The following is a 14,305-nucleotide window of genomic DNA, read 5'->3' as shown; positions in this document are numbered from 1 at the left end:
TACTCTTAAATATCATCGTATAAGTACGCGATTTAACTGAATATTTTAGAGTTGACCCAGTGGACATCTTGTATTTCACCCAAACTGGCAACAGTTTTGCATGACACCCAATGTCTGTGACTGAATGTTGGATTTTCCATACAGGGCAGCGCTTTTCAGCTACAATCAACCGAAAAAATTAAACAAGTGCAGGTTTTTCATGTCTTCTGTCATTGCAACGACGGCAATTCGCGGCCGCTTCCTCGATATTCAGAATACAGTTGCCCAAGCGCGTGATATTCACGACCAAGTGCGCTATGTAGAAGATGGTTTATTAATTACCCAACACGGGAAAATTCACTGGTTTGGTCCCTGGGAAGAGGGGCAGGCGTATATTCCGGCCGGTGTTTCGGTGCAGCATTATCCCGATCAGCTAATTATACCCGGCTTCATTGATACCCATATTCATTTTCCACAAACCGAAATGGTGGGCGCCTATGGCACCCAGCTGCTGGAATGGCTAAATACCTATACCTTTCCAACCGAAATGCAGTTTGCTGATAAAAGCTATGCTGACAAGATTGCTGCATTTTTTGTGCAGGAACTGCTGAAAAATGGCACCACCACGGCACTGGTGTTCTGTACCGTGCATCCTGAATCTGTCGATGCCCTTTTTGAAGCCGCAGAACAGCACCAGATGCGCCTGATTGCTGGTAAAGTGCTGATGGACCGTCATGCACCCGAGGAACTCTGTGACACGCCAGAACGCGCCTATCAGGAATCTAAAGCACTGATTGAAAAGTGGCATGGAAAAGGCCGTAATTTATATGCGATTACCCCGCGTTTTGCACCGACCTCAACGCCGGCACAACTGGAAAAAGCGCAGCAGCTGAAAGCTGAATATCCGGATGTGTATTTACATACCCATTTAAGTGAAAACAAAAATGAAATTGCCTGGGTCAAAAGCCTGTTCCCGGAGCAAAAAGGCTATTTAGATGTCTATCATCATTATGGGCTGACCGGTTCACGTTCGGTATTTGCGCATTGTGTGCATCTGGAAGAGCAGGAGTGGGACTGTATGCACCAGACCGATTCCGCGATTGCCTTTTGTCCGACCTCCAACCTGTTCCTGGGCAGTGGCCTGTTCCCGATTCATCAGACCTGGCAGAAACAGGTCAAAATGGGCCTAGGCACCGACATCGGGGCAGGGACCTCGTTTAGCCAGCTGCGCACCATTAGCGAAGCCTATAAAGTCCAGCAGCTACTTGAGCAAAACCTGTCGGCCTATGAAGCACTGTATCATTCCACTTTAGGCGGTGCCAAAGCACTGGATCTGGATGACAAGCTCGGCAATTTCAATGTCGGTAAAGAAGCGGACTTTATTGTGCTGGATTTAAACGCCACCGCCTTGCAGACCCTGCGCCAGCAGCACAGCAAAGGCCTGGAAGACAGCCTGTTTGCGCTCATGACCATGGGCGATGAACGGAATATTCAGGCCACCTATATTTATGGACAATGTGCCTATGTCCGCGACTAAACCTATACGCCGGGCGCAACCGAAATGGCGGGTGGCGCTCACGCTGATTGGTCTGGCCTTATTGCTGAAAAGAGACCACCCGGTCAAAAATGCTGTTTTTTTAGACAGCAAAGAGGATGCATCTGACCGCAAGATGTATTAAAATTAAGGCATATTTTGGGGTGTTGCAGGTCAACACCTTTTTTATTTTTTGCTCTTTTAGGGATCTACCCATGACCGTTGATATGAAAGTATTGATTTCTGCTGAAGAAATTCATGCGAAAGTTCAAGAACTTGGTAAACAGATTAATGCGCATTATGCCAATAGCGACAAGGAGCTGGTGTTAATCGGTTTACTGCGCGGTTCTGTGCTGTTTATGGCCGATTTATGCCGGACCATTGAAAAACCGCATGAACTGGACTTTATGACCGTTTCAAGTTATGGCGGCAGTACTGTGTCTTCGCGTGATGTAAAAATCCTGAAAGACCTCGACGGCGAAATTCGTGGCAAAGATGTGCTGGTGGTAGAAGATATTATCGACTCTGGCAATACCCTGAGCAAAGTACTGGAAATTCTACAAACCCGTGAACCAAATTCGATTGAGCTGTGTACCTTGGTCAGCAAACCGTCACGCCGTGAAATTGAACTGGAAGTTAAATTCCTGGGCTTTGAAGTAGAAGACAAATTTATTGTCGGTTATGGCCTCGACTATGACCAGAAATATCGCCATATCCCGTTTATTGGTGAAATCGGTCTGTAAGCAACCGCAAAAGAAAGTGGCGTTCAGCCACTTTTTTTACGACAAAGCGGACAAAAAAACTACAATCTGTAGCAGGACTCTACTGTTTGTCCTCTCAAAAATCCTGAAAAATAAATCAAATAGCAACAACTCAATTTGATAAACCATAACAAGAAGGAGACAGGAGATGTGGACACTTATTGTGGCTATCGTGATTGGTTTTATTGCAGGTCTTATCGCCCGTGCCATCCATCCAGGTGATGATAAAGCAGGCTTTATTATGACCACCTTACTCGGGATCGCCGGTTCACTGTTGGCCACTTACGGCGGTCGCTTCCTCGGTCTGTATGATGAAAACTCAGCTGCCGGCTTTATTGCCTCGGTGATTGGTGCGCTGATTATTCTGTTTATCTATAACATGATTTCCAAACGCTCACATCGCGTTTAAATCAATAAAAAAGCACCGTTCATTCGCCGGTGCTTTTTTATGGTCTAAAATCTGACTTTTAACAATCTGAGCTTAGAGTCCAAATTCCTTGAAAATCTGCTCGATCTGCGCAGCAGGGTAGGCGCCCATCACCTTAAAACCATTCGAGAAAATAATGGCCGGTGTGCCGTTTAATCCCAGGCTTTGCGCCAGTTTCAGATTACGCTGAATCGGATTGGCACAGGACTGGCTCGTGCGCGGGCTAAGACCTTTGGCAATCAGGTCTTCCCAGGCCTGGGCCGGATTGGCTTCACAATACACCTGCTGCGAAGGGCGTACCGATTGTGCCTTTAACGGTAAAATAAAGGTGTAAATGGTGACATCATTGAGTTTTTTCAGCTCTACTTCCAGCTGTTTGCAATACGGGCAATTTGGGTCAGAAAAGATGGCCAGCTGACGTTTACCCGTCCCTCGAACCGTTTTTAAAGCATCTTGTAGCGGCAGTTTTTTCCAGTCGATGCTGTTTTGTTGTACCAGCAGCGCTTTGGTCAAATTCTGCTGGTCGCTTAAACGGAGCATGGAACCGGCCAGAATATGCTTGGCATCTTCATTCAGATAGACCACCTGACCCTGCATTGAACCGCTATAAATCCCGCGCATTTCAGTGGCCTGAATATTCTGGATGTCCAGGTTTGGATGCTGCTGCTTTAAATTGGCTTTGACGGTGTCGACATTGGCCAGTGCCGGCGTTGAGCTCATCGCGAGCGCGGCCAGCAAGAATGCATGTTTAAACATAGTGAAATCTTGTCTTTATCAATCCTTGCCCGATTCTAATCTTAAATCGGGACAAAGATTCCACTTTTATCAGAGAAATTTACCGAATCACTACAGCATCGACAATGGCGTTTCACGTGGAACATAAACCGGATGAATCGAGTTAATTTCAATTGAGACATGCACAATTTCCTCATGCACTGACAGGGCCGTGCGGATTTGATCGGCATTTAATTCATCTTCAGTTTCTACGGCCAGAATACAGGAAAACTTGTCACGACCGACTTTCCAGACATGCAGATCGGTGATATTGACCATTCCTGGCAGCTCGGCAATCACCTCGCGAATTTCTTCCACCACCGGATGATCCATTTCGGCATCCAGCAAGGTGCGTCCAGTTTCCTGAATCAGGCCCCAGGCCCAGCGCGCCACCAGAATCGAACCCACAATACCCAGTACCGCATCAAGAAAATCCCAGCCCCAGAACTTGCCGGCAATTAAGGCCACAATCGCAAAAATGGAGGTCACAGCATCGGCCACCACATGCATAAACGCAGCTTTCTGGTTTAAATCATGTGCTCCAGCTGTATGTGCATGCGCATGTCCATGCCCCGACTCATGGTGATGGTGATGGTGATGGTGATGGTGATGGTGATGGTGATGGTGACCATCATCATGCAGTAACCAGGCACAAATCAAGTTGACCAATAGGCCTAAAATCGCAATGGGAATGGCTTCGTTATAATGAATATTAACCGGGAAAAATAAGCGTTCTACCGAATGAAGCGCCATAAAACCGGCCACTACCAGCAATAAAATCGCACTACTATAACCGGCCAGAATCTCAATTTTCCAGGTACCAAAGCTAAAACGGGCATCCTGGGCATAATGACGCGCCGCCCGATAAGCCACATAGGCCAGCCCCAAAGCCAGCATATGCGAGCTCATATGCCAGCCATCGGCCAGAAGTGCCATCGAGTTAAAAATCCAGCCGCCAATAATCTCTAAAAGCATCATGACACCGGTTAATATCGCAGCATATAATATACGCTTCTGGGCCAGTGGATTGCCTTCATCAAACTGATGGTGATGGGTACTGTGAGAAACATGATTTTGCATGGGGAGAATCGTCCAACATACTCCCCCATAGTATATTTGAAATTAAGGTGAAGTGTGGGCCATTTACATACAGATAAAAAAGTTTTAAATCGCATCAAGCGTTTACAAGGTCAGATCAGTGCGGTGGAACAGTCCATCCATGATCCGGAAAAAAGCTGTATCGAAGTATTACAGCAGGTGGCTGCGATTAAAGGCGCGGTTAACGGGCTGATGAATGAGCTGATTGAATCGCATTTGCGCCATCATGTCATTGGCGATGAGGTCGAGGTCAATGAAGTCGAACTGGATGAATTTTTAAAATTGTTAAAACGCTATACCTAAGCCCATCTTTCGATTGACCCACGAAATTCCTGCCTTTACACTGAAACGATCTTTTCTCATATCATGATACCTGAGCCAAAAAGCTGAGGTATGTTTTTATTCTCTCATGTCAAACGCTCAATCGTGGCAGCCGTTTTTAATGGTCAGCCTGGCGCTGTGTATTGGTACCGTTGGAACCGCACTGGCCAGCCCTTTATATCCCCTATATCAGGAGCTGTGGCAGCTGCTGCCGAGTCATATTACCTATCTGTTTGTGGCCTATATGTTCGGCTGTCTGGCCACCTTGCTGTTTCTGGGACGGACCAGTAACCGCTTTGGTTTTGTCCGCAGCTTGCAGGTCGGTATTGCCCTGGTCACGGTTGGACTGATACTGTCAGCCTGGGCACCGACAGCGCTGTATTTGGGCCTCGGCCGCTTTATTATTGGGATTGCTTCGGGACTGATTACCACCTCTGCCATGCTGGGGCTGATGAATGTAGTGCCCGATAGCCATAAACTGCTGGCGCCACAGCTCAGCTCGATTATTACAGCAATTGGCTTTGGTTTAGGGCCATTTCTGGGCGGTGTAATTGCCCAGTTTGCCGAGCAGTCGCTGGTCACGCCTTATCTTCCGGTGATTGTCAGTGCCATTTTCTGTGGGCTGGGCCTGTTCAAGCTAAAACAGCCTGCCTTTGAACAGCAGCCATTTTCGGTTTATCCCAAATTACAAACCCCGGATGCGCCGTATCAGGCTGCTTTTTTTCTGGTCAGTCTGGCCGCGTTTTGTGCCTTTGCCGGCTTTAGTCTGTTTGCTTCGCTGTCGCCGTCGTTTGTGCAGGATATTTTGCCCTGGCATGGGCCACTGGTCAGTGGTGTAGCAATTTCCGCGATTTTAATTATTTCAGCCATCGTCCAGTTTTTTGCCCGTAGCGTGCTGCCTGCCACGGCCTTGCGCTGGGGGCTCTATGCGCTGCTCGGCAGTCTGCTTCTGCTGGGGTTATGTATGTCGCTGCAATGGAGCCCGCTGTTCTTTGTCAGTGATATGCTGGTCGGAATTGGGCATGGCTTGAGCTTATTGGGCGCCTTTGGCCTGATTCACCAGATGAGTCAGCCGCACAACCGCGCTGCAATTATGTCCAGTTATCTGTTTATTGCCTATCTGGGCACCATTGTACCGATTATTGCGGTGGGCTATTTATCAGACCATTTTGGCTTAAGTGTGGGTATTATCAGCTTCTGCATGCTGATTGGGCTGCTTTGCCTCAGCCTGATCTGGCAGCAGCGTAAAGTGCTAACCTTTTAAATTAATGCTGTTGAGTCGGGGATGATCAGGCACCCTCGGCCTGATCCTGGGTGCGGACAGACTGCGCTGCCAATCAGATGCTGACCATATCAACATCCACCAGATGATTGAATAGTTTTATTTCTCTGTACCGGGTTGATGTTCCAGCTCTTTCATTAAAAAGTAGTTTAAAAAGGTCCGAATGACCGCAATAATCGCCAGTTTGATCAGGCTGTCCATATCCGGATCGACCGTGGTGGCCAGAATATCCGCGGCCAGCTGAAACTCCAGCGCAGTGGCCAGCCAATTGCCAAAACAATAGCGCGCACTGCGGCCGGATTTTAGCTGAACCAGCACCATTAAGGTTTTGACCAGACCAATCACCACACAGACCACCGAGATAAACTCGAGCAACAGCTGCAGCACACTCACTAAAGCAACCAGTGACTCACGTAAATCAACCACCTCCAGCATGCCACACCTCCGGCAGTGTTTTTGTTGAACTGCATTCAGGATTTTATTGGAACAACTTGTAGGTTATTCACTCATCATAGCCTGAATATCGGGCAATAGAAGGGCGGATGGTGGGATATAGGCTAGCCCATACAATGTGACAGGCTGTTCCCTTAGAACATACAAAACTATTTAGGCTGAAATGACGAGATTGCCTGATAAAAAGCAATAAAAAAGCACCAGGTGGCTAACACCTGATGCTTTTAAATGCATAGCAATCTCAGAGCGTGCTGCGCTTATTTTCCAATACAGAAAGAACCGAAAATTTTACCCAACAGATCATCGGCACTAAAATCTCCGGTAATTTCACCTAGGGCATTTTGCGCCAGACGCAGGGATTCAGCCACCAGCTCACCGGCATGATAATCTACCAGCTGCTCGCGCGCTTCGGCCAGATAGTACTGGGTGCGTTTCATTGCGTCTAAATGACGAGTTCGGGCAATGAAGGTATCTTCTTCCGGCTGGAAGCCTGCATGCGCTGTAATCGCATCTATGAGCGATTGAACACCGGTTTCCTGCTTGGCCGACACGGTAATATGACGAAAGCCCTGATAATCACCAATAACGGCTTCAGCACCAGTCAAATCTGCTTTATTACCAATCAGCATCAGACGTTTGGGTTCCAGATGATCGGCAAAATATTCCTGGGCCAAGGCCAGTGGATCTTCACCCTGACTTAAGTCATACACCAGCAGCAATAAATCGGCCTGTTCAATTTCTTTAATCGCGCGGCGGATGCCTTCTTTTTCCACCACATCACCGGTTTCCCGTAAACCGGCGGTATCGGTCAGGGTAATCGGCAAGCCATTTAAGGTGATTTTTTCATGCAGCACATCACGGGTGGTACCAGCAATATCGGTCACAATCGCCCGTTCAATCCCGGCTAAAGCATTCAGTAAAGATGATTTTCCGGCATTGGGTTTACCAGCAATCACCACCTGCAAGCCTTCACGTAATAATTGTCCCTGACGTGCCGATTGCTGTACCGCGGTGACTGAGCTGGCAACATCATCCAGTAGGGCCAGAATTTTGCCATCGGCCAGAAAATCAATTTCTTCTTCCGGAAAATCAATCGCTGCTTCCACATGCAAACGCAGATGAATCAGTTTTTCTAAAACCGTATTGACCTTGGTTGAAAATGCACCTTGTAAAGAACGTACCGCTGAACGTGCTGCGGCCTGCGAAGTGGCGTCAATCAGGTCAGCAATCGCTTCGGCCTGTACCAGATCAAGCTTGCCATTTTCAAAGGCGCGCATGGAAAACTCACCGGCTTTGGCCGCGGTCGCACCGAGTTCCAGTAAACGTGCCAGCAGGGCATTTTGAATGACCGGGCCGCCATGACCTTGCAGTTCCACCACGTCTTCACCGGTAAAGGAGTTCGGATTGGGGAAACAAATCACCAAACCTTCATCCATCACCTCACCGCTAGCCTCATAAAACTGGCGGAAGCCGGCAAAACGGGCTTTTGGCAGCTGCTTTTGGGTCAGGGCTTCAGCAATGGCATAGGATTTAGGACCAGACAGGCGAATTACCCCCACACCGCCACGCCCGGGTGGAGTGGCAATCGCAGCAATTGTTGTGGTTTGGGTCAGCATAAATTCACCTGTCGCAATGCTTAAAGTCGGGCCAAAAAAAATCCGCCTAAGAGTATCATCTTAAGCGGATTTATTCAGCTCGTCAGTACAACTTAGTTGACTGGGGTCGCTTCATCACGTTTGGCACGGTCTTTCTCAACAGATTTGTTGATCAGGCCTTGCTGCAAGATGGTGATCAGGTTGTTGACAATCCAGTACAACACCAGACCCGCCGGGAAGAACAGCAGGAACACAGTAAAGATCACTGGCATAATGCGGAAGACTTTAGCCTGCATAGGATCGGTCGGCTGCGGGTTCAGCATTTGCTGGATATACATGGTCGCACCCATGATCAGCGGCAAGATAAACCAAGGATCCATTGCCGATAAATCCTGAATCCAGAGTAACCATGGCGCATGACGCAGCTCTACAGATTCCATCAGTACCCAGTACAGGGCCAGGAAGATTGGCATTTGCAGTAACAGCGGTAAACAGCCGGCCAGCGGATTGACCTGTTCACGTTTGTACAGGGCCATCATCTCTTGCGAGAAGCGCATCCGGTCTTCACCGAACTCTTCTTTCATGCGCTGCATTTCAGGTGCAATCACACGCATTTTCGCCATAGAACGGTAGCTCTTCGACGATAATGGCCACAGAATCAGCTTCACCAGAATGGTCAACAGAATAATTGCCCAGCCCCAGTTCCCCACTAAGCCGTGGAAGAATTCCAAGCCTACAAACAGCAGTTTGGCAATTGGCCATAACCAGCCATAATCCACAGTCTGATTCAGACCGGTGGCCAGATCTTTCAGCTCTGACTGGATTTTTGGACCGCTATAGAAGGTCGCATCGACTTCTGCCACTGTACCCGCCGGTACATTAATGGTTGGCGAAGTAAAGCCGATAATATTCATATTATCGCCTGATTTACGCGATTCCAGCTTGGCGCTATACGGTTGGCCATCGGCCTGGGTCAGTTTCAGGTTACCCGGTACCCATGCACTCACGAAGTAGTGCTGCACCACCGCAACCCAGCCGCCAGTCGCTTCAACATTCAGTTTTTCTTCAGTGAAGTTGTCGAATTTCAGCTTGTTGTAGTGTTCATCCGGTGTCCCCCAGGCGCCGCCCAGGAAGGTACCCAAAGTGAAAATGCCCTGGTCCGATTTACCCGGATCATCCGAGTTATCACGTTTGATCTGACCAAACATTTGACCTTGCCAGTTCTGGCCACTGCGGTTTACCACTTTGTGGTTGACCACAATCGGATATTCGCCTTGCTTGAAGCTGAAGGTCTTGATAATTTCTACACCGTCAGCAGTTTTGTACACCATTGGTACATTTAACACTTTCACCGCTTCACCGTCCTGATTCTGAACGGCTTTGGCATCTTCCAGGCTATAGCTTAATTTTTCAACTTCATAGCTTGGACGACCATTACGGCTGCTGTCTGGTCCATTCAGACCAATCAGGCCTGACTGAGCGACATAGGTACGTTTGTCATCGCTTTCAAGCATTACAAACGGTGCATCACTGTCTTTATTTTTGTCATGATTGAGTAATTCAACACGAACAATATCACCACCTTTTGGATTGATCCAAAGATGATAAAGGTCAGTTTGTACTGAAATAAGCTGCTGACTTACAGGTGCAGTGGCATCTGTGGTTTGAGTCTGCTGCGCTGAAATATTTGCCTGCGGTACATCAGAAGCTGCTGTAGCGGTTTGGCCATTTGGCAAATCTGCAGACACTTCATGTGAAACCACCGCAGCCTGTTGCTGTGGTTGGGTTTCAGCATTTCCATAATCTTTTTGCCAAGCCAAAATGAGCAAATAAGCGACAACAAACATGGCCCCGAGAATTGCAATCCTGGCCCATTGTTGCATATCTATTACCCCAAGTGGTTAGAGTGATTTTGGTTCAATAAACGTTCACGAAAGGGTACAGCAATGTGACCCGTTTGAGAATCTATTTGCTGAAATGAAATAAAACGAATTGCTTTGGCCGGTACAGGGTCATAGCCCGAACCACCCCACGGATGACAACGACAGATACGTCTAGTCGCCAGCCACACACCACGTCCGGCCCCATGGATCTGGACTGCTTCCAGGGCATATTGAGAACAGGTTGGAATATAGCGACAACGTGGTCCAAGAAGCGGACTAATCGCAATCTGATAGAAACGAATCAACCAATGCAGTAAACGTACCATTGGTCATCTCTACTGATGTGGGGAGGGAGCTATTTTAGAATGCTTTTTGGCAAGGCGGTGCAATTTCTGCCAAGCAAATTGTAATTGCTGATGTAACTCTGCATTTGGCACTGTTTCAATCCCCATTTTGGGCATCACCACAATATCCAGTACAGCCAATTGCTGTTGATGCAGGCGAAAACTTTCGCGAGCAAGTCGTTTTACTCGATTTCTTTCGTGTGCACGACGCACTTTTTTCTTGGCAACAACAATACCCAAACGGCTGTTCAGCAGTTCGGACGGTTTTGCCAGAAATAAGAAATGGGGTTGATGCACTTTAAAAAGCGCACCATCAAACACATCTTTATAATCGGCAGCACAGCGTATACGAAGCTCTGTGCTGAAGCCATAAAGTGATGTCATAACACCCAAGTCGATGCAGCGTGACTGATTAAACAGTTAAGCTGTGACGACCTTTTGCACGACGGCGAGCTAATACTTGACGACCAGCTTTAGTAGCCATACGAGCACGGAAACCATGAACGCGTTTACGCTTTAATTCAGATGGTTGGAATGTACGTTTCATGTCGAAACTCCAAAAATGATCTTTCTATAAAGGTCCGCGATTTTAGTGCTCATTGCTTGAGCTGTCAATCAAAAACACGGTTTTCCTTTAAATAAGCCTAATTTTTATAAAAGGCCTTAAGTTTATCCAGGAATAGGCAACTGTACATATTCTGGCTTATTCACAAGCTATCCTATTGTTAAAAAATACAAAATAAGTTATAAACAATATTATTCACATAATTATCCACAAGACCATGTGAATAAACTTATTCTCTGCAGGTTTAAATTCGAATTTAAATTTATTTTCAGTTTATCCACATCCGAGCACGCTCTAATATATAAATTCAAATTTATAAATTTAAATTTATTCTTATTAGGGTGGCTTTTTTATGTGGAAAAGCAATTTTTAAATTTAAAAAACATAGACTTTGCATGTGGATAACTGTGTTTTTATATTTTTAATACATTGTGGATAACTTTATGCTATATTTTATTCACAGCTTGCGGATAAACTTATCCACACCAGCTTTTAAATTTAAATTTAGATCTTGATGTTTGTTTTTTGGCTAAATTCGCTCAATTTCTCATGACAGATGTGGATAACTTGGTTAGAATGGCGACCCGCTTGCAGCGGACGAATGCGTTTTAAATTTAAAATGGAATAAATAGGGGTTTTCACATGCTTTGGACGGACTGCTTAAATCGCTTGCGACAAGAGCTCTCTGGGAATGTCTTTACGATGTGGATTCGCCCATTAGTTGCAGAAGAATCAGAAGATACTTTACGTTTATATGCACCGAACCCGTATTGGACCCGCTATATTCAGGAACATCATCTTGAGCTGATCACGATTCTGGCCGAACAACTGTCTGAAGGACGGGTACGTAAAGTTGAAATCCTGGTCGATTCCCGTCCGGGCGCCATTTTATCGGCCAGTGAACAGCCAGCGACCACCACCGCTGCTTTAGAGTCAGCACCGGCACCGGTCAGCCGTCCAAAAAAGGACAAAGAAGAGAGTGCCAGCAAAAACAGCCGCAAGCGTCAGTTAAACCCTTTATTTACCTTTTCTTTATTTGTAGAAGGCCGTTCTAACCAGATGGCGGCAGAAACCTGCCGTAAAGTATTGACCCATCTGGGCGCTTCACAACATAACCCGCTATTTTTATATGGCCCGACCGGTCTGGGTAAAACCCACTTGATGCAGGCAGTGGGGAATGCCTTGTTGCAGGCCAAGCCGAATGCCCGGGTCATGTATATGACTGCTGAAAGCTTTGTACATGACTTTGTCAGCTCGCTACAGCAGGGCAAGGTTGAAGAATTCAAGAAAAATTGCCGTTCACTTGATCTGCTCTTGGTGGATGACATTCATTTGCTGGCCGGTAAAGAAGCCAGTCTGGTGGAATTTTTCTATACCTTTAATGCCTTATTGGATGAATCCAAGCAGATTATTCTGACGTCGGACCGTTATCCAAAAGAACTGACCGAACTGGACCCGCGTCTGGTGTCACGTTTTTCCTGGGGCTTGTCAGTTGGGGTAGAACCGCCCGATATTGAAACCCGGATTGAAATTCTATTAAAGAAAGCCGAAAGCAGTGGCGTCGATTTACCGCGCAACTGTGCCTTGTTTATTGCCCAGCAGGTGGTCGCCAACGTGCGTGAACTGGAAGGCGCCTTAAACAAGGTGGTCGCAATTTCCCGTTTTAAAGGCACCGCGATTGATCTGGATGTGGTGCGTGAATCTCTAAAAGATGTGCTGGCGATTCGTGCGCGTACCATCAGTACCGAAAATATCCAGCGTGTGGTCAGTGAATATTTCCGTATTCCACTGAAAGAATTGGTCGGGCCAAAACGTACCCGGATTTATGCCCGTCCGCGGCAGCTGGCGATGGGGCTGGCCCGTGAACTGACCGGGGACAGTTTCCCCGAAATTGGCATGGCTTTTGGTGGTCGTGACCACAGTACCGTGATGCATGCCTGCGAGAAAGTACAAAGCCTGCGCGAAGAAGATCCAATCTTCAACGAGGACTATAAAAACCTGCAACGCCTGTTGCAAAGTTAGGCCGGTTTGGTCAAATTCTGTTCTTGCAATGCGGCATATTCTGCCGCATAGTACACTGCTAAAAAATTAATTTTTATCTTCATCATCTTCAGTTGTTAGAGGAATGTACCGTGCGTTTAAAAATCGCCAAAGAAAGCTTACTCAATGTTCTATCACATGTTGTAGGAGCGGTTGAACGTCGCCATACGTTAAACATTTTATCTAACGTGAAAGTTCAGGTGACCGAACAGGCGCTGACCATTACCGGTTCCGATCTGGAAGTTGAGCTGGTGGCCAGTACGGTTCTGGCTGAAGGTGCATGTTTACAGGCGGGTGAGACCACAGTGCCGGCACGTAAACTGATGGATATCTGTAAATCTTTGCCGACTGCGGCTTTAATTGACCTGCAGATTACTGAAGATCAGCGCTGTATTTTAAAATCAGGCAACAGCCGTTTCGTGTTGGGCACTTTACCAGCCGAAGATTATCCGTTATTGGCCACTGAAAATACTCAAGGCACACAGGTAGCGGTGACTCAGCGTGAATTAAAACGTTTATTTGAAAAAACCGCCTTTGCCATGGCGGTGCAGGATGTACGTTTCTATTTGACCGGCACCTTACTGGAAATTGATGAAAACCAGCTGCGCGCTGTGACTACCGATGGCCACCGTTTGGCATTATGTGAAACCGGTGCCTCTTCAAATGCGACACAACCGATTCAGGCAATTGTGCCACGTAAAGCCGTGGGCGAATTACAGCGTTTACTCAGTATTGAAGATGAGCAACTATCCCTGTTAATTGGTCGTGAACTGTTAAATGTAACCATTTCCGTGCCGAGCCGTGACAAAGAGCAGGGCGATATTACCGTACGTTTCACCACCAAGTTAATTGATGGTAAATTCCCGGATTACCGCCGTGTGATTCCACGTGGTGGCGATAAAGTGGTGATGATTGCACATGATGTCTTCAAGCAGTCGTTACAGCGTGTGGCGATTTTAAGTAATGAAAAATTACGCGGCGTATTCCTGAACTTTAATGCAGATTCACTGCAATTACGTGCCAACAACCCGGAGCAGGATGAAGCGATTGAAGACCTGGCCGTGCAATACAATAATGCACCGCTGGAAATGTCGTTCAATGCTCAATATCTGCTGGATGTATTAGGTGCACTGGATGGTGATGATGTGGCAATGACCATGACCGAAGCCAACCAGTCGGTACTGGTGCAAGACCCAGCGCAGCAAGATCAAACCTATGTTGTGATGCCGATGCGTGTCTAAGCTTGTAT

General features: G+C 47.1%; 16 protein-coding genes. 8 read left to right on the top strand and 8 right to left on the bottom strand.

Annotation, left to right across the window (positions count from 1 at the left end):
* Positions 1–199 precede the first annotated feature (199 nt).
* The 4 genes from guaD (at position 200) to FTU69_RS12030 (ending at position 2,683) form a co-directional block, all read left to right on the top strand.
* The gene (gene guaD / locus FTU69_RS12045) at positions 200–1,516 is read left to right on the top strand and encodes a guanine deaminase (protein WP_180103944.1); all 1,317 of its coding nucleotides are present in this window, start codon (positions 200–202) and stop codon (positions 1,514–1,516) included.
* The gene (locus tag FTU69_RS12040; RefSeq protein WP_005181085.1) at positions 1,503–1,658 is read left to right on the top strand and encodes a hypothetical protein; all 156 of its coding nucleotides are present in this window, start codon (positions 1,503–1,505) and stop codon (positions 1,656–1,658) included. Before guaD ends, FTU69_RS12040 begins: the two co-directional genes overlap by 14 nt.
* Positions 1,659–1,728: 70 nt before the next feature.
* Positions 1,729–2,256 (top strand): hypoxanthine phosphoribosyltransferase, encoded by a 528-nt coding sequence (gene hpt, locus FTU69_RS12035; RefSeq protein ID WP_005181088.1) that lies wholly within the window; start codon positions 1,729–1,731, stop codon positions 2,254–2,256.
* 166 nt (positions 2,257–2,422) lie between these two features.
* Positions 2,423–2,683 (top strand): GlsB/YeaQ/YmgE family stress response membrane protein, encoded by a 261-nt coding sequence (locus tag FTU69_RS12030; RefSeq protein WP_005181091.1) that lies wholly within the window; start codon positions 2,423–2,425, stop codon positions 2,681–2,683.
* A 72-nt stretch (positions 2,684–2,755) separates the two neighbouring features.
* On the opposite strand, the gene FTU69_RS12025 is transcribed toward FTU69_RS12030, so the two are convergent.
* Both FTU69_RS12025 and dmeF read right to left on the bottom strand, forming a co-directional pair.
* Positions 2,756–3,457 carry a DsbC family protein gene (locus tag FTU69_RS12025; protein WP_180103943.1) on the bottom strand — a complete coding sequence of 234 codons (702 nt, stop codon included), beginning with the start codon at positions 3,455–3,457 and terminating at the stop codon, positions 2,756–2,758.
* Positions 3,458–3,547: 90 nt separating this feature from the next.
* Positions 3,548–4,555 (bottom strand): CDF family Co(II)/Ni(II) efflux transporter DmeF, encoded by a 1,008-nt coding sequence (gene dmeF, locus FTU69_RS12020; RefSeq protein WP_180103942.1) that lies wholly within the window; start codon positions 4,553–4,555, stop codon positions 3,548–3,550.
* 54 nt (positions 4,556–4,609) lie between these two features.
* Between dmeF and FTU69_RS12015 the strand changes: the two genes are divergently transcribed.
* Complete coding sequence (locus FTU69_RS12015; RefSeq protein WP_005181098.1) at positions 4,610–4,876, top strand: metal/formaldehyde-sensitive transcriptional repressor; 267 nt, start codon at positions 4,610–4,612, stop codon at positions 4,874–4,876.
* Positions 4,877–4,982: 106 nt separating this feature from the next.
* Positions 4,983–6,158, top strand: coding sequence for an MFS transporter (locus FTU69_RS12010; RefSeq protein ID WP_257223644.1), 1,176 nt, complete (start codon positions 4,983–4,985; stop codon positions 6,156–6,158).
* A gap of 117 nt (positions 6,159–6,275) precedes the next feature.
* Here the strand turns inward: FTU69_RS12010 and FTU69_RS12005 are convergent, their stop codons facing one another.
* The 6 genes from FTU69_RS12005 to rpmH form a co-directional block, all read right to left on the bottom strand.
* Entirely contained in the window at positions 6,276–6,611 is a 336-nt protein-coding gene (locus tag FTU69_RS12005) for a DUF1622 domain-containing protein (RefSeq protein WP_005181102.1), read from the bottom strand.
* Positions 6,612–6,886: 275 nt separating this feature from the next.
* On the bottom strand, positions 6,887–8,242 hold the full coding sequence (gene mnmE, locus FTU69_RS12000; RefSeq protein ID WP_163143529.1) for a tRNA uridine-5-carboxymethylaminomethyl(34) synthesis GTPase MnmE: 1,356 nt from the start codon (positions 8,240–8,242) through the stop codon (positions 6,887–6,889).
* Between the two features lie 95 nt (positions 8,243–8,337).
* On the bottom strand, positions 8,338–10,107 hold the full coding sequence (yidC, locus tag FTU69_RS11995) for a membrane protein insertase YidC (RefSeq protein ID WP_005181113.1): 1,770 nt from the start codon (positions 10,105–10,107) through the stop codon (positions 8,338–8,340).
* A gap of 5 nt (positions 10,108–10,112) precedes the next feature.
* Complete coding sequence (gene yidD, locus FTU69_RS11990; RefSeq protein ID WP_045795963.1) at positions 10,113–10,433, bottom strand: membrane protein insertion efficiency factor YidD; 321 nt, start codon at positions 10,431–10,433, stop codon at positions 10,113–10,115.
* A 9-nt stretch (positions 10,434–10,442) separates the two neighbouring features.
* Entirely contained in the window at positions 10,443–10,835 is a 393-nt protein-coding gene (gene rnpA, locus FTU69_RS11985) for a ribonuclease P protein component (RefSeq protein WP_005181120.1), read from the bottom strand.
* 28 nt (positions 10,836–10,863) lie between these two features.
* Complete coding sequence (gene rpmH, locus FTU69_RS11980) at positions 10,864–10,998, bottom strand: 50S ribosomal protein L34 (protein ID WP_000831329.1); 135 nt, start codon at positions 10,996–10,998, stop codon at positions 10,864–10,866.
* Between the two features lie 660 nt (positions 10,999–11,658).
* Between rpmH and dnaA the strand changes: the two genes are divergently transcribed.
* Positions 11,659–13,038, top strand: coding sequence for a chromosomal replication initiator protein DnaA (gene dnaA / locus FTU69_RS11975; protein ID WP_180103941.1), 1,380 nt, complete (start codon positions 11,659–11,661; stop codon positions 13,036–13,038).
* Positions 13,039–13,148: 110 nt separating this feature from the next.
* Positions 13,149–14,297 (top strand): DNA polymerase III subunit beta, encoded by a 1,149-nt coding sequence (dnaN, locus tag FTU69_RS11970; RefSeq protein ID WP_016659767.1) that lies wholly within the window; start codon positions 13,149–13,151, stop codon positions 14,295–14,297.
* Positions 14,298–14,305: the final 8 nt, after the last annotated feature.

It is taken from the genome of Acinetobacter sp. YH12134 (assembly GCF_013418555.1).
GTDB lineage: Bacteria > Pseudomonadota > Gammaproteobacteria > Pseudomonadales > Moraxellaceae > Acinetobacter > Acinetobacter indicus.
This window is presented reverse-complemented; position numbering and strand designations above follow the sequence as displayed.

Excerpts from the sequence above, each read along its gene's own strand:
- yidD (WP_045795963.1), bottom strand. The coding sequence starts at position 10,433 with ATGGTACGTTTACTGCATTGGTTGATTCGTTTCTATCAGATTGCGATT.
- rnpA (WP_005181120.1), bottom strand. The coding sequence starts at position 10,835 with ATGACATCACTTTATGGCTTCAGCACAGAGCTTCGTATACGCTGTGCT.
- hpt (WP_005181088.1), top strand. The coding sequence starts at position 1,729 with ATGACCGTTGATATGAAAGTATTGATTTCTGCTGAAGAAATTCATGCG.
- dnaA (WP_180103941.1), top strand. The coding sequence starts at position 11,659 with ATGCTTTGGACGGACTGCTTAAATCGCTTGCGACAAGAGCTCTCTGGG.
- FTU69_RS12025 (WP_180103943.1), bottom strand. The coding sequence starts at position 3,457 with ATGTTTAAACATGCATTCTTGCTGGCCGCGCTCGCGATGAGCTCAACG.
- FTU69_RS12030 (WP_005181091.1), top strand. The coding sequence starts at position 2,423 with ATGTGGACACTTATTGTGGCTATCGTGATTGGTTTTATTGCAGGTCTT.
- FTU69_RS12040 (WP_005181085.1), top strand. The coding sequence starts at position 1,503 with ATGTCCGCGACTAAACCTATACGCCGGGCGCAACCGAAATGGCGGGTG.
- FTU69_RS12005 (WP_005181102.1), bottom strand. The coding sequence starts at position 6,611 with ATGCTGGAGGTGGTTGATTTACGTGAGTCACTGGTTGCTTTAGTGAGT.
- FTU69_RS12010 (WP_257223644.1), top strand. The coding sequence starts at position 4,983 with ATGTCAAACGCTCAATCGTGGCAGCCGTTTTTAATGGTCAGCCTGGCG.
- dmeF (WP_180103942.1), bottom strand. The coding sequence starts at position 4,555 with ATGCAAAATCATGTTTCTCACAGTACCCATCACCATCAGTTTGATGAA.
- rpmH (WP_000831329.1), bottom strand. The coding sequence starts at position 10,998 with ATGAAACGTACATTCCAACCATCTGAATTAAAGCGTAAACGCGTTCAT.
- guaD (WP_180103944.1), top strand. The coding sequence starts at position 200 with ATGTCTTCTGTCATTGCAACGACGGCAATTCGCGGCCGCTTCCTCGAT.
- yidC (WP_005181113.1), bottom strand. The coding sequence starts at position 10,107 with ATGCAACAATGGGCCAGGATTGCAATTCTCGGGGCCATGTTTGTTGTC.